The sequence below is a fragment of the Arthrobacter nitrophenolicus genome (genome assembly GCF_000332815.1).
Lineage (GTDB): Bacteria > Actinomycetota > Actinomycetes > Actinomycetales > Micrococcaceae > Arthrobacter > Arthrobacter nitrophenolicus.
The window spans coordinates 1-22,038 of record NZ_AOFD01000066.1 but is presented as its reverse complement, the minus strand read 5'-3'; the positions used below and the strand labels follow the sequence as shown (position 1 = coordinate 22,038).

The following is a 22,038-nucleotide window of genomic DNA, read 5'->3' as shown; positions in this document are numbered from 1 at the left end:
AGCGCGGCCACCAGCAGCGCCGCCTCCCCCACGCCGTCCAGCCCTTCTGCCACGCCGCCGCCCCCCTGCGCCAGCCGGGACCGAGACCCCGGAGGCAGGACAGACTCCGGTGCAACCGCCGGTGACCGTGCCTCCCGTACCTGCTACTACACCACCTGCCCCGGGCACCGTTCCGCCGCAGGACCCGTTCCCTGCAGGGCTGCGCAACCAGGACCTGACAGCTGTTCCCGGCGCCGGGAACACCGTGGCGCTGACGTTTGACGCCGGGGCCAACGCGGCAGGCCTGCCGAAGATCCTGTCGGCGCTGTCAGCCAAAGGAGTGGCCGGAACATTCTTCCTCACTGGGAACTGGGCCGCGAACAATCCGGACGGCGTCCGGCAGATTGTCTCCGCAGGGCACCGCGTGGGCAACCACTCCATGACCCATCCCGGTTTCACCGGACTCAGTGACGCACAGATCGTGCAGCAGGTGCGCGGGGCCGAGGAAGCAATCCTGGCCGCCGGCGCCGACCCGAGGCCGTTGTTCCGCTTTCCTTTCGGTGAACGGGATGCCCGGACCATCGAGGCGGTCAACGATCTGGGCTATGCAGCCGTCCGATGGTCGGTGGACACGCTTGGCTGGAAGGGCACCAGCGGGGGCATCAGCGCCCAGATCGTCTCCGACCGGGTCATGGCTGCCCTGCAGCCGGGCGAAATTGTCCTCATGCATATTGGCTCCAACCCCGACGACCGCAGCACCCTCGATGCCGACGCCTTGCCGCAGGTGATCGACCGCATCAGCGCGGCCGGTTACGGCTTTGCCACCCTCGACGCGTTGCTTGCGCAGTAAGTCCAAAGACCCGGCGGGACCCCGAAGAAGGGAACCATGGAAAGAGCCAGGCAGGCCAACTCTGCGGGCAGGAAGGCCGCTCCGGTTTCGGACCACCACACCCTGCCCGTGCACGAAGTGGTGCTCCTTCTTGAAACGGATATCACCAAGGGCCTCGGCCCCGGCCAGGTGTCGCGGCGGCGCTCGCAGTTTGGCGCCAACATGCTTCCCCGGTCCAAACGGGGAGGGATGTGGCGCAAGCTGCTGCGCCAGTTCAACAATCCCCTGGTCTACGTGCTGCTGGCCGCAGCCGCCGTCACGGGTGTCCTGGGCGAATACCTGGATTCCGGCGTGATCCTGGCCGTGGTGCTCGTCAATACGCTCATCGGCTTTGTCCAGGAAACCCGCGCGGAAGCGGCGCTGGATGCCCTCCATTCGCTGGTACGGACCGCCGCGGTGGTGTTGCGGGACGGGCAGAGGCAGGAGATACCGTCCGAGGACCTCGTCCCGGGGGACCTGGTACTCCTCGAAGCGGGGGACAAAGTGCCGGCGGACCTGCGCCTTGTCCGCCTCTCCGGCCTGCGGGTTGATGAGTCCGCCCTCACCGGGGAATCCGAAGCGGTGTCCAAGGACGAGGTGGTGCTGCCGGTAGGCACCCCCGTGGCCGACCGGCGGAACATGGTCTACAGCGGGACCCTGGTGACCGCAGGCACCGGCGAGGGCATCGTCGTCGCCATCGGCGGTGAAACTGAGCTCGGCGAAATCCACCGGCTCATGGGGGCGGTACAGACCGTGGCCACCCCGCTGACCAGGAAGCTTGCCCGGTTCAGTTCGACGCTCACGGTTGCCATCCTGGCCCTCGCCGCGCTGGCGTTCGCGGCGGGGGTGGTGCGCGGCCAGCAGCCGGCGGAAACCTTCACCGCCGCCGTCGCGCTCGCAGTGGGGGCCATCCCCGAAGGCTTGCCGGCCGCCGTTACGGTAACGCTTGCCATTGGTGTCCGCCGGATGGCCAGGCGGCGGGCGGTAGTGCGCCGCCTGCCCGTGGTGGAAACCCTCGGCAGCACCACGGTGATCTGCTCCGACAAGACCGGTACATTCACGGAGAACCAGATGACGGTGCGGGCTCTGTGGACCCCCTCCGCCAGCTACGACGTCTCCGGTTCCGGCTACGGTCCTGCAGGCCGGATCTCCGCAGCGGGGAAAGGCGCGCCCGAAGGGGCCGCCGTGGAGCCGGAGTCAACGCAGGACGCAGCACTCTACTGGTCCCTCCTGGCTGGAGGCGCCTGCAACGACGCCAAAATCGTCCTTGACGGGCAGCTGTGGCAGGCCCAGGGCGACCCCACCGAGGCGGCGATGCTGGTGGTGGCCGGCAAGGGCGGCATCGACGTCGCGGAATTCCTGGCGGCAAACCCCCGCCGCGGAACCCTGCCGTTCACCTCCGAACGGCAATACATGGCGACCCTCCACTCCCCCGCCCTTCCGGGCCAGGGCGGGACAGTATTGGTCAAGGGGGCCGTGGAGCGGGTGCTCGAGCTTTGCGGCACCCAGCTGGACCCCAGCGGCAGGCCGGCTCCAATCCGCCGGCAGGAAGTCCTGGAGGCGGTGCATGGCCTGACCCGTACCGGCCTGCGCGTGCTTGCCACCGCAATGATGCACCTCCCGAAGGACGCCGGTCCGCTCGCGGAAGAAGTCCTGGAGGGCCGCCTTACCCTCACCGGGCTCCAGGCAATGCTTGATCCGCCGAGGAACGCGGCGGCGGCGTCCGTGCGGGCCTGCCATGACGCAGGGGTGGGGGTGAAGATGATCACCGGCGATCATGTGGGCACGGCGCTCTCCATTGCCGACGCCGTCGGCCTGCGGACCAGCGGGGAAGGCAGCCGGGCCCTGACGGGTTCCTTGCTGGACGCCATTCCGGAACACCAGCTGCCGGACGCGGTGGAGCAGACGAACGTCTTCGCACGCGTGTCTCCTGAGCAGAAACTGCGCCTGATTGGGGCGCTCCAGTCCAGGGGCCATGTGGTGGCGATGACCGGCGACGGCGTCAATGACGCGCCCGCCTTGCGCCAGGCCGACGTCGGCGTCTCCATGGGCCGTTCGGGAACGGAGGCGGCCAAGGAAGCCGCGGACATCGTCCTCACGGACGACGACTTCGCCACGATCGAAGCCGCTGTCGAAGAAGGCCGGAACGTCTTTGACAACCTGACCAAGTTCATCGTCTGGACCTTGCCCACGAACATGGGCGAGGGCCTGGTGATCCTGGTAGCCATCCTGATCGGCGGAACGCTTCCCATCCTGCCCACGCAGATCCTCTGGATCAACATGACCACCGCCGTGGCACTGGGCCTGATGCTCGCGTTCGAGCCGAAAGAACCCGGCATCATGTCCCGGCCGCCCAGGAAGCCCGACCGGCCGCTTCTCACCTGGGTGCTGACCGTGCGCATCATCCTGGTTTCGGTCCTCCTGGTTGCCGGTACGTGGTGGATTTTCGAGCTCGAGCTCGCCGGCGGCGCGTCCCTGGCAGAAGCCAGGACGGCGGCGGTCAACCTCTTCGTTGCGGTGGAGCTGTTCTACCTGTTCAGCTGCCGTTCCCTGACAAGGCCGGCGTGGCGGGTGGGGGTTTTTGCCAATCCGTGGATCGTACTGGGCGTGGTTCTCCAGATGGCGGGCCAGCTTGCCATCACCTACTCTCCGCTGATGAACGGGCTCTTCCATACCGCCCCCATCAACCTGAAACCTGGCTGCGGATCCTCGGCATCGCGCTGCTTGCCTCCCTGGTTGTTGCCGTGGACAAGCGCTTCCGGCGAACAGGCTTCTAGACGAAGCCGTGGCGACGCAGCCTCCGGGCCTTTGGGCCCTGTCTGCGGCCGGGAAAACGGCCTACGCTGGGCCACATGAGCGACAAGAACAACGTGCCTGAGGCAGAGATACTCGATCCCGAAGAGTGCTGGACACTCCTGGCGGAGACGACGGTGGGCAGGCTGGCCGTCATCGTGGACGGCCACCCTGATGTCTTCCCCGTCAACTTCAAAGTGGAGGATCAGACATTGATCTTCAGGACTGGCGGTGGAACCAAGCAACAGGCTATCCAGTCCGATTCCACCGTTGCCCTGGAGGCGGATGCGGTGAGCGCGCAGTTCGGCCTGGCCTGGAGCGTGGTGGTCAAGGGGAAAGCGGTTGAAACCCAGCCGACCGGGGCGGCGCTGGACGAGATCCGGCGCGGGCTGTTTCCTTGGCAGGGCGTAGGGCAGGAACACCTCGTCCGGATAGTGCCCGAGTCCGTGACCGGCCGGCGTTTTTCCTTGACAGCGCCCATGATGTGGCACACCACGCTGGACGACGTCACGCGGGCCGGATTCGAGTAAACGCCGCAGCTTCCGCCCGCCGGACAATCTTTGTCCGGGATGCCATCACGGCCGGTCCGGAAGGATCCGCATCAGGACCACCCCGCTGATCACGGCCATGGTGAACGCCATCAGGACTGCCGCCACAACACCGATCGCCGCCACAAGCCACTGTTCCTGCCCCGGCTGCCAGAGCGGGGTGGACACGGCAAAGAAAACTGCCAGGCCCGCAGCCCAGGCTGCAGCACTTCCGGCTATCCACCGCCAGGCTCCCGCCACGTGCCTGCGCAACTCAATCCACTGGGCAAACCCGATTGACCCCAGCAGGAGGACTCCTGCCACGGACGCGCCGCCGATCTGTGCGGCCGCGGGCCATTCCTGCCAGGCATCGGTGGCGGCCGGGAACAGCCCCAGTGTCCAGGCAATCGCAGCTGCCAGCGCAGTGAGGCCCACCCACCGGCGGACGGAAACGGCCGGAAGCCGGCCGCGGAGCACGTGCGCCTGGAACCAGCCCAGGACGGCACCTTCCACAACCCCGCCAAGCACCAGCAGCAGCATTCCGTCCGGCAGGAACGCGGCCGCGGTGAGCTGGGCAACTACCGGGCCAAGAAAACCCAGGCTCTCACCCAACGTCACCCATCCCACCCAGCGGACCAGGAACGCGTTCACGCGGGACTTCACGGAACCTCCTCGGAAGGCGTACGTCGCCAGCCGGAGCTCGTGCTTCCGGTTCTCCAAGGGTTGCCCCATCCGCCCGGCCCAACAAGTGCCAAAAGCCCCGGCCGGCGCCGGATACCTTACGGCCAAGTTGGGACCAATGGCTCTGCCGCCCCTTGCCCTCCGGCCGATGATGGAAGGGAACCGGCCTGCACGCCAGGCCGTGTTCGGCTGACAACGCACAAGCTTGGAGACCGCCGTGGCACTCTCGGAATTCGAGAAACGGGAACTCGACAGGATCAGCAGCCGGCTGGAGCTGGACGATCCGAAACTTGCCCTGCTGCTGGGCAGCGATGCGTTTACCGCTCCCGGCAGGAGGCACCTTCGCAGCGGAGCGGCAGCGATCCTGGCCGGGCTGCTCATCCTGGTGACCGGCCAGCTGTTGCAGGTTCCGCTCCTGGGCATCATCGGATTCGGCATCATGTGTGCCGCCGGCTACTGGACCAGCCGGAACATCCGTTGGGTCAGCAGACGTCCAGGCCACCGTAAAGATCACGAGGAACGGAACGCCGAGCAATGAATACAGCCAAGGATGCCGCCGTCGAAGCCAGGGCACTCCAGGATGTCGAAACCCACCACGCTGACATGCTGAAACAGCTCAACGGGCTGGTTGGCCTCCTGGTGGAGGCCCTCGAGGCGGGTGACTCCCCCGCCGGGGAAAGGGCACAGGCCGCGCTGCTCGACTGGTGCGACAGCGACCTGGTGCCCCACGCCCTTGCGGAGGAGGGCCTGCTGTATGAGGGGCCGCGAGCACTGCCGGAGGGAAAGCTCCTGGTGGAAGGGATGCTCGCGGAGCACCGGGTCATCGTGGAACTGGTGGACGAACTGCGGACAGCCACCGGTGTTCAGGCCGCCATTGCCGGAAGCCTCATCCAGCGGATCTTCGCCCTCCACCTGGACAAGGAGAACCGCCTCCTGCTGCCGTTCATCGCTGAATCACCAGGACTGTCGCTTGCCGGGTCGGTGGAGGGACTCCACGAGCTGACGGGAGAGTCCGCCGTCCGCCACGGACACGGGCACGCGCACGACGCCGGCCATCACTGAGGAGCATCGGCTGCGGCTTGCTTTTCCGCCCCCCGGGCAGTGGCCGTCTCCGGTGTGTGCACCACCAGGACGGGACAGTGTGCATGGCTCACGCACGCGGAGCTCACCGACCCGGGTACGAAGCCTCCGTGCCCGCGACGTCCGACAACGAGGAGCAGGGCGCTCCGGCTCCCGTCAATCAGCAGGTGGCCGGGTTTGCCACGCACCAGCCGCGGGCGGACCCGGGAGGGCCGCTCGTCACCAAAAGCATCAGTGAGCGCCTGCTGCAACACTTGTTCGGCGGCATATTTGAAACCTTCAATACTTACCGCCAAGTACACCCCGTACCCGGCCGGGACATCCCAGCAGGCCCACGCTTCCACTGTGGCTCCGAGTGGTTCCGCCAGTGTGGCCGCAACGCGCAGCGCCTCAACGGACGCCTCGGATCCATCCACCCCGGCAATGATCCTGGGCCCCTCGGTTGCAGTCATCAGCTTCCCATCCTTTATGACGCTTCTCCCCCAGACTGGCGCAGGCCAGGCTTGCCCGGGTAGGGCCGAAGGTCACCGCCCCGACCTGGCCCGCATACCCGTACAGGATGACTTTCGCCCCTACAGCCGCGCTGCTCCCGGCCGCAGGCTGAGGAGATCAACGTTCTCTTCGAGGAGTAAGCATGGATGCTCAACGGGTTGGCCCGGCATCCCGCCGGTCTGCCACCTTGACCACGGCCCTGGCGCTGGTGGCCGCCGTCGTCCTGTCTTTGCCGGTACTGCTCCTGCCGCTGACCACGGCGGTGCCGCTCCCGCTGTGGCTTGCGCTGCTCCTGGCCTGCCTGGCCGCCGTCGCCTGGATCGTCCTCCGCCGGCAGAAGGCGAAGGACAAGCTCTATGGCCTCGCAGCCACGGCGCTGCTCGCGGCAGCGGCCGTGGCCGCGTCGCAGGCCTTCGCTGCGACGCCTCCCATCCTGGACCGGGACGGACGGCCACTGCCCGGCAGCATAGCCAGCATGGAGGAAGTTGAGCTGAACGGCACGCGGCAGTGGGTCACCATCCGCGGACACGACACGGCCAACCCCGTGCTCCTCAACCTGGGGATGGGAGGCCCGGGCGGCGGCGGGTTCTTCAACGCGATGGAGTTCCGGACTCTGGAGGAGCACTTCACCGTGGTCAGCTGGGACGAGCCGGGGACGGGCAAGTCCTACGGCGCCGTGCCGTTTGAGGAGCTGGACAGGGAGCGGTTCGTGGCGGACGCCGCTGCCCTCACGGAACTGCTGCGCAACCGGTTCAACCAGGAAAGGATCTACCTCTACGGGGTCTCGTGGTCCAGCATCGTCGGCATCTGGCTGGTCCAGGAGCATCCAGAGCTCTATCACGCGTTTATCAGCAGCGGCCAGATGGTGAACACCGTCGAAAACGACCGCCTGGGTTACGAACGCGCCCTGCGGCACCTTGAGGAGCAGGGCGATACCGGAAGCGCGGAGAAGTTGCGCCGCAACGGTCCACCCCCTTATGGCGGGGACAACTTAGTGGCCCCTTACGTCGACTACCTCGACGTGCTCAACGACATCATGGGGACGCCCCGCTACTCCCTCATCGTGCCGGTCATCCCGTTCTTTGTCCCGGAGTACGGCTACATCGACAAGATCAACCACACCCGCGGACTGGTCAACTCCTTCAACGCCGTATATCCCCAACTGGAGCACCTGGACTTCGTCAAAGACGCTCCGGTCCTGGACATACCGGTGTTCTTCTTCGTCGGCCGGTATGACGTCAACGCGATGGCACCCCTGGTCGAGGAGTATTACACCATGCTGGCAGCGCCACACAAGGAGCTGGTCTGGCTCGACGGCGGACACGGCCTGGGCAGCGCCGACAACCAGGACGTCTTCATGGACGTCATGCTGACCAGGGTGCGGCCATTGTCAGGCGCCGCGGGATAGGACTGGACTTTGGTCCCTTCCAGAGGTGGCCGGTACAGGAAAGAATGGGATCAGCCCCTTCCGGGAGGGCTGCCCCGCACAGAAGGTGCAGGCTGGGGGCCGGAACAATTGGGAGTGCAGCGTGCAAAGGGAAGAGACGGGGCCGGGAAACAGTCCGGAACCCCAAGGACCTGTCCGGGTGTTCATCCTCGATGACCACGAACTCGTCAGGCAGGGACTCAAGGATCTGCTCGAAGGGGAGGGCTTCCTTGTGGTGGGCGAAAGCGGGTCGGCGGCCGAGGCCACGCGCCGGATACCCGCCCTGCACCCGGACATCGCCATCCTGGACGGGCGCCTTCCGGACGGCACCGGCATTGAGGTATGCCGCGACGTGCGTTCCCTTGATCCCCGCCTGCGCTGCCTGATCCTGACAAGCTACGACGACGAGCAGGCACTTCGCGGCGCGGTCCTCGCCGGGGCCTCGGGCTACATCCTCAAGCAGATCAGGAGCGATGACCTCCTCAGCGGAATCCGCAGGGCTGCAGCAGGTGAGTCACTCTTTGAACCGGGGGTGGAGCAGCGGGTCATGGCAGGCCTGTCCAATGCGCCGACAGACCCCCGCCTGGAGGCCCTCAGCGCGCAGGAGAAGAAAGTCCTGGCCCTGATCGGGCAGGGCCTGACGAACCGGCAAATAGGGGATGACCTGTTCCTGGCGGAAAAGACCGTGAAGAACTACGTCTCCTCGATCCTCGCGAAGCTGGGGTTTGAACGGCGGACCCAGGCCGCGGTCTATGTCACCCGGAACATTTCGGACGCGTCCTAAGCGCTAGTACTGTGGCAATCTGCGGTCAGGTGCGGGAGACACACCACGTCACCCGGGTGCCCTCGCCGGGGGCACTTTCAATGGAACAGGTGCCGCCCAGCAGCCCGGCCCGGCGCCGCATATTCGCCAGTCCGCTCGTCTTGTCCGGCTCCTCGAAACCCTGGCCGTTGTCGCTGATGACCAGCTGGACCTGGTCCGGCGTGACGGTCACCGCAACATCGATCGCGCCGGCCCCGGAATGCCTCAACGCGTTGCTCAGGCCCTCGGTAAGGACGGGCAGCAGGTGCGCGGCAAGATCCTCCCGCACCGAATCCACCGGCCCGATGAGGGACACTGCGGGGTTCACAGGGTAGCTGAGCGAATTGTCCCGGATGATCCGCAGGATCCGGCCGGTGAGGGGCTCCCGCTCCTCCTCGCCCGTCCGGAGGGAGTAGATGGTGTCCCGCAATTTCCGGATGGTGTCATCCAGTTCCGAGGTGACAGCTGCAATGCGGTCGTTGGCGACGGGATCGAGGGTGTAGCGCCGCAGGCTCTGGATGCTCAGGCCGGCTGCGAAGAGGCGCTGGATCACGAGGTCGTGCAGGTCCCGGGCGATGCGTTCCCGGTCAGTGAACAGCAGGTTCTGTTCGCGGAGGGCGTTGACCCGCGCCAAGTCAAGTGCCAGGCCGATTCTGCTCCCGAAGAGCGCGCTGGAGTCGATGTCCGATTGGGCGTAGACCGTTGATCCCCTGGGACGGGCAAGCAGCAGGGCGCCGTTGGCACTGCCTGGATGGCCGAGGGCACAGACCAGGACCGGTCCCAGTTTTTCCGTGACCTCTTCGTCGAAGACCTCGTGCGGGTCCCGGGCCACCAGGGCCTCACCCGTTTCGAGGACTTTGGCAACCACTTCGGACGCCTTGAGCTCCTGGCCCGCCTGGAGGCTCTGGGCCCCAAGCGACGCCCTGCACCTCAGGACCCCCTCACCGGCCGGGCCCGCCACCACCACCGCAAGGGAGGAACCGGAAACTTCCAAAGCGGTTTCCAGGACGAGGTCCAAGGCAGCTTCATCGGCCGCATGGGAGGCCATGATGAGGCGGGTGCTGAGCTCCATCCCTGCCTCCAGCCACTTCTGGCGGCGCTTGCTGTCTTCGAAGAGGCGTGCGTTTTGGATCGCCACCCCGGCGGCTGCGGCCAACGCGACCGCAAGGTCTTCATCCTCGGGCGTGAAATCCTGGCCGCCGTTCTTCTCCGTAAGGTAGAGGTTGCCAAAAACCTCGTCCCTGACCCGCACCGGGACCCCCAGGAAAGTCTTCATGGAGGGTGGTTCGAGGGAAAGCCTGATGCAATGGGATGCTGGCCGAGGTCATGCAGCCGCAGCGGCGTTGGCTCGCGGATCAGGAGCCCCAGGACGCCGTGGCCCGTGGGCAGGTCCCCGATGGACCTGATGCCCTCCTCATCGATCCCCACCGTGATGAAGTGGCTCAGCTTGCGGTCTTCCCCGATGACTCCCAGGGCGCCGTACCTTGCCCCAACCAGAACGCAGGCGGACTGCACCACGCGGTCCAGCACAGCTTCCAGGCTGAGGTCCTCCGCAAGCGCCACCACCGCCCCGAGCAGGCCGTTGATCCGTTCCTGGGTATCCAGCAGCTCATCCGCGCGGGCAACGAACTCGCGGAGAAGGTCCTCCGCTCTTTCCTTGATCGGGGACTGCCAGGGCCGGTCATTGCTCATGTCCCTTACCTCCTGCGGCGAACAGCTGCCTCGTCGCAGCCCTTGCCCATCGAAAAGACCGGTAGAGCGCGCGGCGCCGCCGGGAAGAACAGTCCCTCCTGTGTCAAGAAGGGATATATGGGACCAGTGTAGAAGATCAGGTGGCGGCCGGATACAGCCCGCCGGGCCGCCGCCGGAAGGTGCTGACAGGCCGGTTGATTCGGCAGGACCTTCTTCCCTATCCCGGACCGGTTCCGCGACCTAGGCTACGGCCATGGATACAGCTGCAGCCAAACCTGAAATCGAGAACCTGGGAGTCCACGACTGCTGGAGGTACCTCCGCTCCACTTCCCTCTGCCGGGTCGCATTCACCAGCGGCCAAACGGTGGAAATCTTCCCGGCCAACTACGTCCCCACCAACGGAACCCTGCTGATCCGTACCGGCGAAGGGTCCAAACTCGGTTCGCTTCCCGGCCGGACAGTGGTGGCCGTGGAAACTGACGGCATGAACCAGTACGGCACCATCGCCTGGAGCGTTGTGGTGAAGGGACAGGCTGCCATTGTCACGGACACCGAGGAAGTCCTGGACGCCATGGACGCCGGCCTGTCCCCATGGCAGCCGGGTCAGAAGAACATCCTCATCCGCATAACTCCCGCGGACATCAGCGGCCGGCGGTTTGTGATCGCACCACCTACGCACTGGTGGCCGCCCCTCGACGCAGCAACTGGCGAAACTGCCTGATTCCCCCATCCGCCGCCAAATCAACGCCAGAAAGTGATCCATCATGGAAACAGGCAAGCCGATCGCCGTCGGCATCACCGAATCTTCGGCCTCCAACGCTGCCGTGGCCTGGGCGGCTGCCCGGGCAAAGAAGCACAAAGTTCCCCTGGTTGTCCTGCATGTCCTGGATGACCGGTGGATGGTAGGGGAAGCCCTCCCCTACGTTGACGTCCTGCGCCAGTCGGGCCTTGACATGCTCAAGGAAGTCGGGGAACGCGTGCACGAAATGCAGCCGGGGCTGCAGGTTTCGCTCGAACTGCTTGAGGGGGCGATTGGAGCTTCACTGGGCGATTATTCGAAGAACGCGTCCATGCTGGTCCTGGGTTCCAGCGGCCACGCACGCGGCGCACTGACGGACAGGGCGCTGCAGGCCGCTGCCGTGGCGGAGTCGCCGGTCGCGGTGATCGGGCCGGGGCAGGAAGGCGGGCGCGGCGTCGTGGTCGGTGTCGACGGATCCCAGGAGTCCACCCAGGCGGTGGCATTCGCCGCGGCCGAGGCGGATGCGTTGGGCGAGGAACTGACAGTCCTCTATGCATTTACCGGCCCCAACCGCTGGATCAAGGCTGGGCTTCCGTCCAGCAGGTTTGCCGCCCATGTGCTGGAGGAGGAACAGGTTGTCCTGTCCGAAACTGTGGCAGGGCTCAGGCAGGAGTACCCGGACATCGTGGTGCACGGGGTTTTGGAGACCGTCCTGGAACCGGCGGATGCGCTGATCCAGGCCGCTCGAACGCCAGGCTCCTGGTGCTGGGCAGCCGGGGCAGGGGCAGCGTTGGACGGCTCCTTCTGGGATCCACCGCCCATGCCGTGCTGACCCGGCCGCCCTGCGCCACCATCATCACGCACCTGCGGAAATCCGAACACAAGCAGTAGATCCAGTAGGAGGCCATGTCCGACGCTGGAGGCAAGCGCCCGCTGGCTGCCGGCCCTGCCCGGGGTTCCCACCCCGGACCCGGGGGGCTTTCCTCTGCCGAGGTCCTGGAGCGGACCAGGGCGGGCCGTGTCAACAGCGTGCCGTTTGCCGCCAGCCGCACAGTCTGGCAGATTATCCGGGCCAATGTCCTGACGCTGTTCAACGGCATCGTGGCGTGCAGTTTCCTGCTCCTGTTCGTCCTGGATCAATGGCGCGATGCGTTGTTTGGCTTGTCGGCAGTGGGCAATTCCGTCATCGGTATCGTGCAGGAGTACCGTGCGAAGCGCTCGCTGGACCAGCTGGCTGTCCTGCATGCCGCGAGGAGCCGGGTCCTGCGGGACGGGGTCAGGCAGGAGATTCCGGCGGCAGGCCTGGTTCCCGACGATCTTGTTGTGCTGGGCGCCGGGGACCAGGTCACCGCAGACCTGCAGCTCGTTGACGATGACTACCTTGAGGTGGACGAGTCCTTCCTGACCGGAGAATCCGAGCCCGTGGGGAAACATCCCGGCGACAGGCTGCTGGCCGGGACCCTGATACTGGCCGGCGGTGGCGTGGCCCGTGTCGTCAAAGTGGGAGAGGAAACGTTCGCCTACCGGCTTACTTCCGAAGCAAGGCGCTTCTCCCTGGTGACGTCGGAGATACGGAGGGGGCTGGAGCGGGTCTTCACCGTCGTCTCGTGGCTGTTGCTCCCCACGGCGCTGCTCGTCATCAATGCGCAGGTGCAGACCCACGGGGGCTGGGCGGGTATGCAGGACCCGGGACGGTGGACGGTGACGGCAGTGGCGGCTGTTGCCGGTGTCCTGGCCATGATCCCCCTGGGCCTGCTGCTGCTCACCAGCGTGGCCTTTGCCGTTGGCGGGCTGCGGCTTGCGCGCCAGAAGGTGCTCGTCCAGGAACTCGCCGCGGTGGAGGTGCTGGCAAGGGTGGACGTCCTGTGCCTTGATAAAACCGGGACGCTGTCGTCCGGTTCCGTTGCCTTCGACGCCGTCCATGACGGGGGCGCCGGACCGGCCGAGGGATGGAGGGCGGCCCTGGAATGGTTCGGCGCCAACGCCGGCACCAGCAGCACGGCCGCCGCCATCGGTGAAGCCTTTCCGGCGTCGAATGCCCTGCCGGAGGTGTCCTCTGTCCCATTTACTGCCGCACAAAAGTGGAGTTCGGTGACCTTCGGACCGGCATCCGGCGCCGCCGGGACGTGGATCCTGGGGGCACCCGATGCACTCCTGGGTGGTCAATCAGCCGGTTCCAGGGAAGCACACCGCCGGGCAGCCGCGCTGGCATCTTCCGGTTTGCGGACCCTGGCACTTGTCCATAATCCCTGGCGCCTTCCAGGTGCCGGCACCGGAACGGCCGGGGTGCCCGGCCACACGACACCGGCACTGCTGCTGACCTTTCATGAAAACCTGCGGAAGGACGCACCCAGGACACTGGACTTCTTCCGGCAGCAGGGGGTCACCGTGAAGATCATCTCCGGTGACGATCCCCGGACCGTGGGTGTCCTCGCGGGCAAGGTGGGATTCGGAACGGGCGCGGCCTACGACGCACGGAAACTGCCCGCGGATCCGGACCTGCTCGAGCAGGTTGTGGAGACCCACGACGTCTTCGGCAGCGTCACCCCGGCCCAGAAGCAGGACATGATCCGGGCCCTGAAGCGCCGCGCACATACGGTGGCCATGACGGGCGACGGGGTCAACGACGTCCTGGCACTGAAGGAAGCCGACCTGGGTATCGCCATGGACTCGGCCTCCCCCGCAACCAAGGCCGTGGCCAGGCTGGTGCTGCTCGATGGCCGTTTCGACAGGCTGCCGGCCATTGTTGCCGAGGGCCGCAGGGCCATCAGCAACATCGAACGGGTGTCCATGGTCTTCCTGAGCAAGACCATGTATTCAACAGTCATTGCGCTGACGACCGGGATCATGCTGTTGCCGTTCCCGTTCCTGCCACGCCAGCTCTCCGCCATCGACGGGCTGACCATAGGCCTGCCCGCGTTCTTCCTCGCCCTGCAGCCGTCCGGCCAGCGTTATGAGCCTGGATTCCTCAAGCGTTCCCTGGCCTTTGCTGTCCCCGCCGGAGTCGGCGTCGCCGCCAGTGTGATGGCCGTCAGTATCTACGCTTCCGCAACCGGCGGACACAGTACGGCGGCCGTCCAAACCGCCTCCACTCTCACCCTCAGCCTCATTGCAGCCTGGATCCTGGTCTCCGTTTCCCGCCCGCTCAACCGGCCGAAGTTCCTCATTCTGGCCGGCATGTACGGCGGCCTTGCCCTGTTGTTCACCGTGCCGCTTGCGGTGGAGTTCTTCAGGCTTGACTGGCCCGCCCCGGACCTCCTGGCGGCCAGCCTCCTGGCGGCAGTCACGGGAAGCCTGGCCGTCGAAGGGGTGAAACACCACCAGCGGGGGCGCATACCGTCCGTGCGGACGCATCGGGAGTGACCTTCGGCTCTGGTTGCGTGCCGCCGGTGGTGCGAGGGTGAAGGGGGTATCCGGAAGGAGGAGAACGTGCGCGCATGGTGGGTGGACCGGCCAGGTCCGGTGGCCAACCATCCCCTGGTGCTGGGCGATCGAAGCAGCCCGGCTCCCGGAGCCGATGAAATCCTGCTCCAGGTCAACGTCTGCGGTATCTGCCGGACCGACCTGCATCTCGCCGAAGGAGACCTCGCACCCCGCCACCCCCGCGTTGTGCCCGGGCATGAGGCCGTGGGCTTCGTCGTCGAGGCGGCGGCCAACTCGGAATACCGGACCGGCGACAGGGTGGGGGTTGCCTGGCTTGGCGGGGTCTGCGGCGAATGTGCCTACTGCCTCCGCGGCGACGAGAACCTGTGTTCCTCCCCCGTCTTTACTGGCTGGGACAAGGATGGCGGCTACGCCGAGCAGCTCACAGTATCCCAAAGTTTTGCCTACCCGATTCCGCCCGTCTTTACCGATGAACAGGCGGCCCCGCTGCTCTGTTCAGGCATTATCGGCTATCGCGCGCTGAAGCGGGCCAGCGTTCCGCCTGGGGGCCGGCTGGGCATTTACGGCTTTGGCAGTTCGGCCCACCTGACCGCACAGCTGGCAATGTTCCAGGGCACGCGCGTATACGTCATGACCCGCTCACAGGAGGCGCGTTCGCTTGCCCGGGACCTTGGGGCGGTCTTCGTGGGCGATGCCTATGATGTCCCGCCAGAGCCTCTTGACGCCGCGATCCTGTTTGCCCCTGTGGGTGACCTGGTGCCGGTGGCACTCCGTGCCCTGGACCGTGGAGGAACCCTCGCTATCGCGGGCATCCACCTCAGCGCCATACCCGCTCTGGATTACGCGTCCGAACTCTTTTATGAACGGCAAATCCGCAGCGTGACCGCCAATACCCGCGCAGACGGCCGGGAATTCCTCGCGCTGGCGGCCCGGATCCCGCTGGCACCCACCGTGACGGTCTACCCGTTCGACGCGGCGGACAGGGCGCTGGCGGATCTTGCCGCGGACAGGGTGACAGGCTCCGCGGTCCTGAAAATCGGCCCGTCCTGACGCCGTTGCCGGAGTCAGGACTTTTGGCTCTGGAACCCGGCGCGCACCCGGCGGATGGTGGAGGTGCCGGCCATTCCACGGCCCGGCCCAACCCAACAGGAGGCAGACATGACTGACCTGATGAAGTGGTTCGATACCCGCCGCTCCCCCCTCGACATGTTCGAGCGGCTCTTTGACAGCGAGATGGGTGCCTCGGCGATTCGCGTGGAGGAGATGGTGGAGGGCAACACAGTGGTGGTCAGGGCCGAGTTGCCAGGCATCGACCCGGACAAGGACGTCGACGTGACGGTGTCCCAAGGGGCCCTGGTGATCAAGGCCAAGCGGGAGGAAAAGAAGGAACAGAAGGAAAAGGACACGTATCGTTCGGAGTTCCGGTACGGGTCCTTTGTCCGGCGGATCCCGCTGCCCGACGGTGTCCAGGAAAGTGACGTGAGCGCGTCCTACAAGGACGGCGTTCTCGAGGTCCGCGCCCCCCCTGCCCGACCAGGCCAAACAGTCCACCTCGTCGAAGATCCCCATCAGCCGGGCCTAGCTGCTGAAGGGCGATTATGGCCTGGCCGGGTCCAGGCCATAAGCCCTTCCAGGACCGGTCACCCCTGAAAACAACCATCTAATACGACGGTGGCGGAGGAGGGGCTTTCCGGCGCACCACGAACCTGAGCACTACGGCAACAACAATTCCGAACAAGGTCACGAGCTGGACCTCGTCGAAGGACAGGCCGTCAATGTTGGGCTGCAGTTCCACTTCCGTGGCCCACCCAAACCACACTTCGCTGACCAGCACGCCGCCAAGGAAGTAGCCGGCTGCGCCGAGCAGCCACGTCCAGCGCCACGCCCTCTTCCCGACGATGAGATGGGCCACACCGCCGAATGCCAGGGACATGGCCGCAAGGAACGCAATCCCCGTCAACCCCAGATCCCAACGCAAGGCGTCTCCTTCCCTGGCGGCAGCCTTCTTCCATCCACGCTAAGCAGCTTTTTGGCTTTCCGGGAGAGGACAAGGTCCTGTCCACACCGGGCTTGGCAACCGGCCCCGCACCAGGTCTGATGCTGCAATCACAAGGAGGAACCACTCAATGGAACGAGTCATCGACAAAGTAGCCCTCGTCACCGGGGGCGCCCGCGGTATTGGGGCCGCCGTGGCCGCCAGGCTGCACGGCGAAGGAGCCCGGGTGGTCATAGCCGACGTCCTGGACGGTGAAGGAAAGGAAACCGCTGAACGCCTGGGCTCCGGCGCCCTCTACGTCCATCTGGACGTGACAAGCCCGCAGGAGTGGGAGGCCGCGGTGAAAGCCGCCGTCGAGGCTTTTGGCGGCCTGAACATCCTCGTGAACAATGCCGGGATCGTAAATTTCGCGTCCATCGAGGACTACACCCTGGATCAATGGAACGCGGTCATCGCCGTCAACCTCACCGGAACCTTCAATGGGATCAAGGCATCGATACCAGCCCTTAAGCAATCAAAGGGAGGATCAATCATCAATATCTCCTCGATTGCCGGCCTGCGGGGGTATGAGCAGATTCCTGGTTACACCGCGTCGAAGTTCGGAGTGCGGGGATTGACAAAGAGTGTCGCCCTCGATCTTGGTCGCTACGGGATCAGGGCCAATTCCGTTCATCCCGGGGTCATTTCCACACCAATGACGGCCGGGGTGGAGACGGATATGAGCCGCGTTGCGATCGGCAGGATGGGGCATCCGGGTGAAGTCGCCAGCCTGGTTCTCTACCTCGCGTCCAACGAGTCTTCGTTTGTCACCGGAGCCGAGTTCGTCATCGACGGTGGCGACACTGCGGGTACCGTCACCCCTCCCGAGGCAGGCTAAGCCGCGGAAGATCGGCCCTGGTCCGAGAGTACTAATCTTCCGGCGCGGGGACGTGCTCAAGTTTCCGCTGATCACCATCGCGGTGGACAACATTGACGCGGCGCTGGAGCACATAGTGCAGTCGGGCGGCAAGACGGTGCGCGGCAAGCTTGAGGTGCCTGGTCTTGGCTGGAACGCCTATTTCCAGGACACGGAGGGGAATATCATCGGCCTCTGGCAGGACTCGTCGCCCGCGGTATCGTGATCCCGGTGGCCACAAACGGCGCCCCTCGCCGGGCCACTATTATCCGGCCTGTCCCCCGGGACGGGCAGGGAAGCGCAGGGACCTATGACCCTATCCTCCGCGCCCACACAAGGAGTCTGATGGGACGATGAGGACTGGAACCGCAGGTCCCACCCGCTGGCCCACGATCACCAAGGACACCGGATCCTTCGCAGTGCGGCCAAACCTCGCCGACTACGAGGCAACCCGACGAACCTTTTCATGGGACCAGGCCCGGAATGAGCTGTCCGGGCTGCCCGGGGGCCAGGGGCTGAACATGGCGTATGAAGCCGTTGACCGCCATGTGGTCCGTGGACAGGGCGGACGGGAAGCGCTCCGCTTCATCCGGGCCGACAGCGGCGTGCAGTCGCTGACCTACCTGGAACTCGCCGGCCAGTCAGGTAAATTTGCCACCGTCCTCCGGGAGCTTGGCATCCGGCGCGGCGAGCGCGTCTTCTCCCTGCTGGGCAGGTGCCCCGACCTCTATGCGGCAGTGCTGGGGACCTTCAAGAACGGCAGCGTCTTCTGCCCGCTGTTCTCCGCCTTCGGCCCCGAGCCGGTGCGGCAGCGGCTCCACCTTGGAGCAGCACGCGTCCTGGTGACCACCAGGGCGCTTTACCGCAAAAAGGTGGCACCACTCAGGGACAGCCTCCCCGACCTCCACGTGGTCCTCCTGGTTGACGCGGACGGGACGCCGGAACCGGAAACCCTGGACCTTGCAGAACTCATGGCGGCTGCCGTCCCTCTGCGGGACATCGAAGTGACCCGGCCGGACGACATGGCCCTCCTGCATTTCACGAGCGGCACGACCGGCACGCCCAAAGGCGCCGTCCATGTCCATGACGCCGTCACTGCCCACTACGCCACCGGCCGCTTTGCCCTTGACCTCCATCCGGATGACATCTACTGGTGCACCGCGGATCCGGGCTGGGTGACCGGCATGTCCTACGGCATCATCGCCCCGCTGGTGCACGGTGTCACCGTCGTCGTGGATGAGGAAGAACTGGACGCGGAACGCTGGTACCGGATCCTTGCCGAACAACGGGTGACCGTCTGGTACACGGCCCCCACCGCCCTGCGTATGTTGATGAAGGCGGGTCCGGACAAGGCGGCCGGGCATGACCTTTCTGCACTTCGGTTCGTGGCAAGCGTGGGCGAGCCGCTGAATCCGGAGGTTGTCATGTGGGGCCAGGACGTCCTGGGCCTGCCGGTCCACGACAACTGGTGGCAAACCGAGACCGGCGGAATCATGATCGCCAACTACCCGGCGATGCCGATCCGCCCCGGCTCCATGGGCCGGCCCTTGCCCGGGATCGAGGCAGGACTCGTGGCGCGGGACGCCGACGGAAAACCGCTGCTCCGTGACGGTGAGGCCTTGCTGGTCAACGACCCGGACTCCATCGGTGAACTGGCGCTGCGCCCCGGCTGGCCGTCGATGTTCAGGGGGTACCTGAATGAGGAAGAACGCTACCGTCGCTGTTTCGCCGGGGGCTGGTACCTGACCGGAGACCTCGCCCGGCGTGACGCCGACGGCTACTACTGGTTCGTGGGCCGCGGGGACGACGTTATCAAGTCTTCAGGCCACCTGATCGGGCCCTTCGAGGTGGAAAGCTGCCTGATGGAGCACCCCGCCGTGGCGGAGGCAGGGGTCATTGGCGTTCCTGACCCGGTGGCCGGCCAACTGGTCAAGGCATTCGTGGAGCTCCGGCAGGGGTATGGACAGTCGGAGGAACTTCGCCTGGACATTATTGGGTTTGCCCGCAAGAGGCTGGGCGCCGCCGTCGCTCCCCGGCTGCTCGATTTCACCCCGTCCCTGCCCAGGACACGCAGCGGAAAAATCCTCCGCCGGCTCCTCAAATCCCGCGAGCTCGGGCTGCCCGAGGGCGATCTCTCCACCCTGGAGCAGGCCCCGGAGCAACGGCCATGACCGCAGTGCGCGCCAGCCAGGGCCCCGCCGACGCCGACCACGCCAGCCACCTCCTGCGCCAGATGCTGCGTATCCGCCGGCTCGAGGAAAAGTGCGTGGAACTGTACAGTGCCGCGAGGATCCGCGGGTTCCTGCATGTGTACATCGGAGAGGAGGCCGTGGCCGCCGGCGTCCTTGAACCGCTGGCAGCGGAGGACTGCGTGGTGGCCACCTACCGGGAACACGGCCACGCGCTCCTGCGGGTCTCCGCCGGGGCCATCCTTGCCGAGATGTACGGCCGGCTTGAAGGATGCTGCCGCGGCCGGGGCGGCTCGATGCACCTCTTTGATGCCGCTACCCGGTTCTACGGCGGAAATGCGATCGTCGCCGGCGGGCTGCCCCTCGCCGTCGGACTGGCGCTGGCTGACAAAATGAGTGGCCGGCACCGGGTGACAGCCTGCTTCTTCGGCGAAGGTGCGGTGGCCGAGGGCGAATTCCACGAAAGCCTGAACCTGGCAGCCCTGTGGCAGCTGCCCGTCCTGTTCTGCTGCGAGAACAACCTCTATGCCATGGGCACAGCGTTGGCCCGCTCGGAGTCGCAAACGGACATCGCGCTCAAAGCCGCCGGCTACGAGATTCCCGCCTGGGCCGTGGACGGGATGGACGTCTTCGCCGTCGAGGAGGCTGCCCGACGCGCCGTTGACGCCGTCCGGTCCGGCGGCGGGCCGCATTTCCTCGAGCTCCGCACCTACCGGTTCCGCGCGCACTCAATGTTCGATCCGGAGCTCTACCGGGAGAAAGCCGAGGTGGCCCGCTGGATGGAACGCGATCCCATCCGTCTGCTCAAGGATTCCATGGACGCTGCGGGCCAACTGCCCGCGGAAACCTGGGAAACCCTGCAGGCGGACGTTGACGCGGAAATGGCAGCCGGCGTCGAGTTCGCCGAGGCAGGAACCCTGGAACCGGTGGAGGAGCTGACCCGGTTCGTGTACAGCGACAGGACGCCCGGCGCGGACCAGGCAGGCAGGGCAGCAGGATGAAGACCACGTATCGGGAGGCCCTGCGCGCGGCCCTCCGCGACGCCCTGGAACGCGACGGGCGGGTCTTCCTGATGGGCGAGGATGTGGGCCGCTACGGCGGGGGCTTCGCCGTCAGCCTTGGCCTGCTGGAGGAATTCGGGCCGGAACGCATCCGCGATACGCCGCTGTCCGAGTCGGGTTTCGTGGGCGCCGGCATCGGGGCCGCGCTGGGCGGGATGCGGCCCGTCGTCGAAATCATGACGGTCAATTTCAGCCTCCTGGCGCTGGACCAGATCGTCAACAACGCAGCGACGCTCCTGCACATGTCCGGCGGACAGTTCAACGTGCCGCTCGTCATCCGGATGACCACCGGAGCCGGACGCCAGCTCGGCGCGCAGCACTCACACAGCCTGGAAGGCTGGTATGCGCATATCCCCGGCCTGCGGATCCTCACCCCCGCCACGCTGGCCGACGCCCGCGGCATGCTCTGGACCGCGCTGGAAGACCCGGACCCGGTCCTGATTTTTGAGCACGGATCCCTGTACAACGTGGCCGGGGAGCTGGCGGACGACGCCGGTCCGGTGGACATCGGCACGGCCGCCATCCGGCGCCCGGGCACCGGCGTCACGCTCATCACGTACGGCGGCACCCTTCCGGCCGTGCTTGAAGCCGCTGACCAGCTGGCAGGGGAAGGCATCGACGCGGAGGTCATCGACCTGCGGACCTGCGGCCGCTCGACGACGCAACCATCCTTGGCAGCGTCGGCAGGACGCACCGGGCAGTGGTGGTGGACGAGGGCTGGCGCAGCGGCAGCATCTCGGCTGAGATAGCAGCCCGGATCAGCGAACACGCGTTCTTCGACCTGGACGCCCCGGTACAGCGGGTCTGCAGCGAGGAGGTGCCCGTACCGTATGCCAAGCACATGGAGCTCGCCGCGCTGCCGTCGGTGGAACGGGTGGTGGCTGCAGCAAGGGCAGCTGCGGGTACCCGTGGCTGAGTTCCGGATGCCGTCCCTGGGCGCTGACATGGAGCACGGCAAGGTGGTGGAGTGGCTGGTCAGGCCCGGCGACTATGTCCGCAAAGGCGATCTCATTGCCGCGGTGGACACGGACAAGACCGTGATGGACATTGAGTCCTTTGAGGAAGGCGTCGTTGCCGAGTTCCTCGTGGAGATCGGCGACACGGTGGATGTGGGGACGCCCATCGCCCGGATCACCGCCACGCCCGCGCAGCTGCCCTCCGGACGACCCGCCAGTGACCGGACTTCCGCTGACGAGGCTCCCAGTGGCCGGGCTCCCGCTGACCGGGATGCAAAGCTTCCGCCCCCCGTACGGCACCTGGCGCACTCGCTGGGGGTCGACGTCGGGTCGCTCCACGGGAGCGGCAGGAACGGTGCGGTGACGCGTGCCGACGTCGAACGCGCCGCCGCAGCGTCCCCCACCAGGATGCCCGTTCCTTCAGCACCGGCCCCGGACCGGGTGCCGGACGCGGCTTCCTCCGGCCGCGGGCCGGGGC

Annotated in this window: 19 protein-coding genes and 3 pseudogenes; 18 read left to right on the top strand and 4 right to left on the bottom strand. The window is 66.3% G+C overall.

What is annotated here, in order from left to right; genetic code table 11:
• The first annotated feature begins 127 nt into the window (after positions 1-127).
• Genes G205_RS17990 through G205_RS17980 form a run of 3 tightly spaced genes read left to right on the top strand, consistent with a single transcriptional unit; the run spans position 128 to position 4,170 of the window.
• A complete protein-coding gene (locus tag G205_RS17990; protein WP_268743686.1) occupies positions 128-829 on the top strand; it encodes a polysaccharide deacetylase family protein in 702 nt (233 codons plus the stop codon).
• Positions 830-865: 36 nt separating this feature from the next.
• Positions 866-3,703, top strand: a complete 2,838-nt coding sequence (locus G205_RS17985; protein ID WP_009359256.1) for an HAD-IC family P-type ATPase — start codon at positions 866-868, stop codon at positions 3,701-3,703.
• A complete protein-coding gene (locus G205_RS17980; RefSeq protein WP_009359255.1) occupies positions 3,700-4,170 on the top strand; it encodes a pyridoxamine 5'-phosphate oxidase family protein in 471 nt (156 codons plus the stop codon). Before G205_RS17985 ends, G205_RS17980 begins: the two co-directional genes overlap by 4 nt.
• Before the next feature lie 45 nt (positions 4,171-4,215).
• Here the strand turns inward: G205_RS17980 and G205_RS17975 are convergent, their stop codons facing one another.
• Positions 4,216-4,830 (bottom strand): hypothetical protein, encoded by a 615-nt coding sequence (locus G205_RS17975; RefSeq protein WP_235047070.1) that lies wholly within the window; start codon positions 4,828-4,830, stop codon positions 4,216-4,218.
• A 235-nt stretch (positions 4,831-5,065) separates the two neighbouring features.
• Here G205_RS17975 and G205_RS17970 point away from each other — a divergent pair, with 235 nt between their 5' ends.
• Positions 5,066-5,386: a DUF3040 domain-containing protein gene (locus G205_RS17970; protein WP_009359253.1), complete on the top strand. Its 321-nt coding sequence runs from the start codon at positions 5,066-5,068 to the stop codon at positions 5,384-5,386.
• Positions 5,383-5,910, top strand: coding sequence for a hemerythrin domain-containing protein (locus G205_RS17965; protein ID WP_009359252.1), 528 nt, complete (start codon positions 5,383-5,385; stop codon positions 5,908-5,910). Before G205_RS17970 ends, G205_RS17965 begins: the two co-directional genes overlap by 4 nt.
• On the opposite strand, the gene G205_RS17960 is transcribed toward G205_RS17965, so the two are convergent.
• Positions 5,904-6,380, bottom strand: a complete 477-nt coding sequence (locus tag G205_RS17960; protein WP_009359251.1) for a universal stress protein — start codon at positions 6,378-6,380, stop codon at positions 5,904-5,906. The genes G205_RS17965 and G205_RS17960 overlap by 7 nt on opposite strands.
• Before the next feature lie 182 nt (positions 6,381-6,562).
• Here G205_RS17960 and G205_RS17955 point away from each other — a divergent pair, with 182 nt between their 5' ends.
• Both G205_RS17955 and G205_RS17950 read left to right on the top strand, forming a co-directional pair.
• Complete coding sequence (locus G205_RS17955) at positions 6,563-7,828, top strand: alpha/beta hydrolase (protein ID WP_009359250.1); 1,266 nt, start codon at positions 6,563-6,565, stop codon at positions 7,826-7,828.
• Positions 7,829-8,006: 178 nt separating this feature from the next.
• A complete protein-coding gene (locus G205_RS17950) occupies positions 8,007-8,630 on the top strand; it encodes a response regulator (protein ID WP_009359249.1) in 624 nt (207 codons plus the stop codon).
• Between the two features lie 25 nt (positions 8,631-8,655).
• Here the strand turns inward: G205_RS17950 and G205_RS17945 are convergent.
• Positions 8,656-10,340, bottom strand: a pseudogene (locus G205_RS17945) (GAF domain-containing sensor histidine kinase).
• 253 nt (positions 10,341-10,593) lie between these two features.
• Between G205_RS17945 and G205_RS17940 the strand changes: the two are divergent.
• The 5 genes and pseudogenes from G205_RS17940 (at position 10,594) to G205_RS17920 (ending at position 16,113) form a co-directional block, all read left to right on the top strand.
• Positions 10,594-11,061, top strand: coding sequence for a pyridoxamine 5'-phosphate oxidase family protein (locus G205_RS17940; RefSeq protein WP_009359248.1), 468 nt, complete (start codon positions 10,594-10,596; stop codon positions 11,059-11,061).
• Positions 11,062-11,104: 43 nt separating this feature from the next.
• Positions 11,105-11,970, top strand: a pseudogene (locus G205_RS17935) (universal stress protein).
• Positions 11,971-11,985: 15 nt separating this feature from the next.
• Complete coding sequence (locus G205_RS17930; protein WP_009359246.1) at positions 11,986-14,442, top strand: HAD-IC family P-type ATPase; 2,457 nt, start codon at positions 11,986-11,988, stop codon at positions 14,440-14,442.
• 66 nt (positions 14,443-14,508) lie between these two features.
• Positions 14,509-15,513, top strand: coding sequence for a zinc-dependent alcohol dehydrogenase family protein (locus tag G205_RS17925; RefSeq protein ID WP_009359245.1), 1,005 nt, complete (start codon positions 14,509-14,511; stop codon positions 15,511-15,513).
• Positions 15,514-15,621: 108 nt separating this feature from the next.
• Complete coding sequence (locus G205_RS17920; protein ID WP_009359244.1) at positions 15,622-16,113, top strand: Hsp20/alpha crystallin family protein; 492 nt, start codon at positions 15,622-15,624, stop codon at positions 16,111-16,113.
• Positions 16,114-16,123: 10 nt separating this feature from the next.
• Here G205_RS17920 and G205_RS17915 read toward each other — a convergent pair whose 3' ends face one another.
• Complete coding sequence (locus tag G205_RS17915) at positions 16,124-16,441, bottom strand: hypothetical protein (protein ID WP_235047068.1); 318 nt, start codon at positions 16,439-16,441, stop codon at positions 16,124-16,126.
• 148 nt (positions 16,442-16,589) lie between these two features.
• On the opposite strand from G205_RS17915, the gene G205_RS17910 reads away from it, so the two are divergent.
• From G205_RS17910 to G205_RS17885, 6 genes and pseudogenes are all read left to right on the top strand, one after another.
• On the top strand, positions 16,590-17,336 hold the full coding sequence (locus tag G205_RS17910; RefSeq protein ID WP_009359242.1) for a glucose 1-dehydrogenase: 747 nt from the start codon (positions 16,590-16,592) through the stop codon (positions 17,334-17,336).
• A gap of 52 nt (positions 17,337-17,388) precedes the next feature.
• Positions 17,389-17,580, top strand: a complete 192-nt coding sequence (locus G205_RS17905; RefSeq protein WP_009359241.1) for a VOC family protein — start codon at positions 17,389-17,391, stop codon at positions 17,578-17,580.
• A 127-nt stretch (positions 17,581-17,707) separates the two neighbouring features.
• Positions 17,708-19,525 carry an acetate--CoA ligase gene (acsA, locus tag G205_RS17900; protein ID WP_009359240.1) on the top strand — a complete coding sequence of 606 codons (1,818 nt, stop codon included), beginning with the start codon at positions 17,708-17,710 and terminating at the stop codon, positions 19,523-19,525.
• Positions 19,522-20,544, top strand: coding sequence for a pyruvate dehydrogenase (acetyl-transferring) E1 component subunit alpha (pdhA, locus tag G205_RS17895; RefSeq protein ID WP_009359239.1), 1,023 nt, complete (start codon positions 19,522-19,524; stop codon positions 20,542-20,544). The genes acsA and pdhA overlap by 4 nt, the downstream gene beginning before the upstream one ends.
• Positions 20,541-21,520: pseudogene (locus G205_RS17890) on the top strand (alpha-ketoacid dehydrogenase subunit beta). Before pdhA ends, G205_RS17890 begins: the two are co-directional and overlap by 4 nt.
• Positions 21,513-22,038: biotin/lipoyl-containing protein (locus G205_RS17885; protein ID WP_009359238.1), on the top strand; the 526-nt coding region annotated here is incomplete at its 3' end. The pseudogene G205_RS17890 and the gene G205_RS17885, both read left to right, overlap by 8 nt.

Excerpts from the sequence above, each read along its gene's own strand:
- G205_RS17965 (WP_009359252.1), top strand. The coding sequence starts at position 5,383 with ATGAATACAGCCAAGGATGCCGCCGTCGAAGCCAGGGCACTCCAGGAT.
- acsA (WP_009359240.1), top strand. The coding sequence starts at position 17,708 with ATGAGGACTGGAACCGCAGGTCCCACCCGCTGGCCCACGATCACCAAG.
- G205_RS17980 (WP_009359255.1), top strand. The coding sequence starts at position 3,700 with ATGAGCGACAAGAACAACGTGCCTGAGGCAGAGATACTCGATCCCGAA.
- G205_RS17955 (WP_009359250.1), top strand. The coding sequence starts at position 6,563 with ATGGATGCTCAACGGGTTGGCCCGGCATCCCGCCGGTCTGCCACCTTG.
- G205_RS17940 (WP_009359248.1), top strand. The coding sequence starts at position 10,594 with ATGGATACAGCTGCAGCCAAACCTGAAATCGAGAACCTGGGAGTCCAC.
- G205_RS17920 (WP_009359244.1), top strand. The coding sequence starts at position 15,622 with ATGACTGACCTGATGAAGTGGTTCGATACCCGCCGCTCCCCCCTCGAC.
- G205_RS17930 (WP_009359246.1), top strand. The coding sequence starts at position 11,986 with ATGTCCGACGCTGGAGGCAAGCGCCCGCTGGCTGCCGGCCCTGCCCGG.
- pdhA (WP_009359239.1), top strand. The coding sequence starts at position 19,522 with ATGACCGCAGTGCGCGCCAGCCAGGGCCCCGCCGACGCCGACCACGCC.
- G205_RS17960 (WP_009359251.1), bottom strand. The coding sequence starts at position 6,380 with ATGACTGCAACCGAGGGGCCCAGGATCATTGCCGGGGTGGATGGATCC.
- G205_RS17985 (WP_009359256.1), top strand. The coding sequence starts at position 866 with ATGGAAAGAGCCAGGCAGGCCAACTCTGCGGGCAGGAAGGCCGCTCCG.
- G205_RS17910 (WP_009359242.1), top strand. The coding sequence starts at position 16,590 with ATGGAACGAGTCATCGACAAAGTAGCCCTCGTCACCGGGGGCGCCCGC.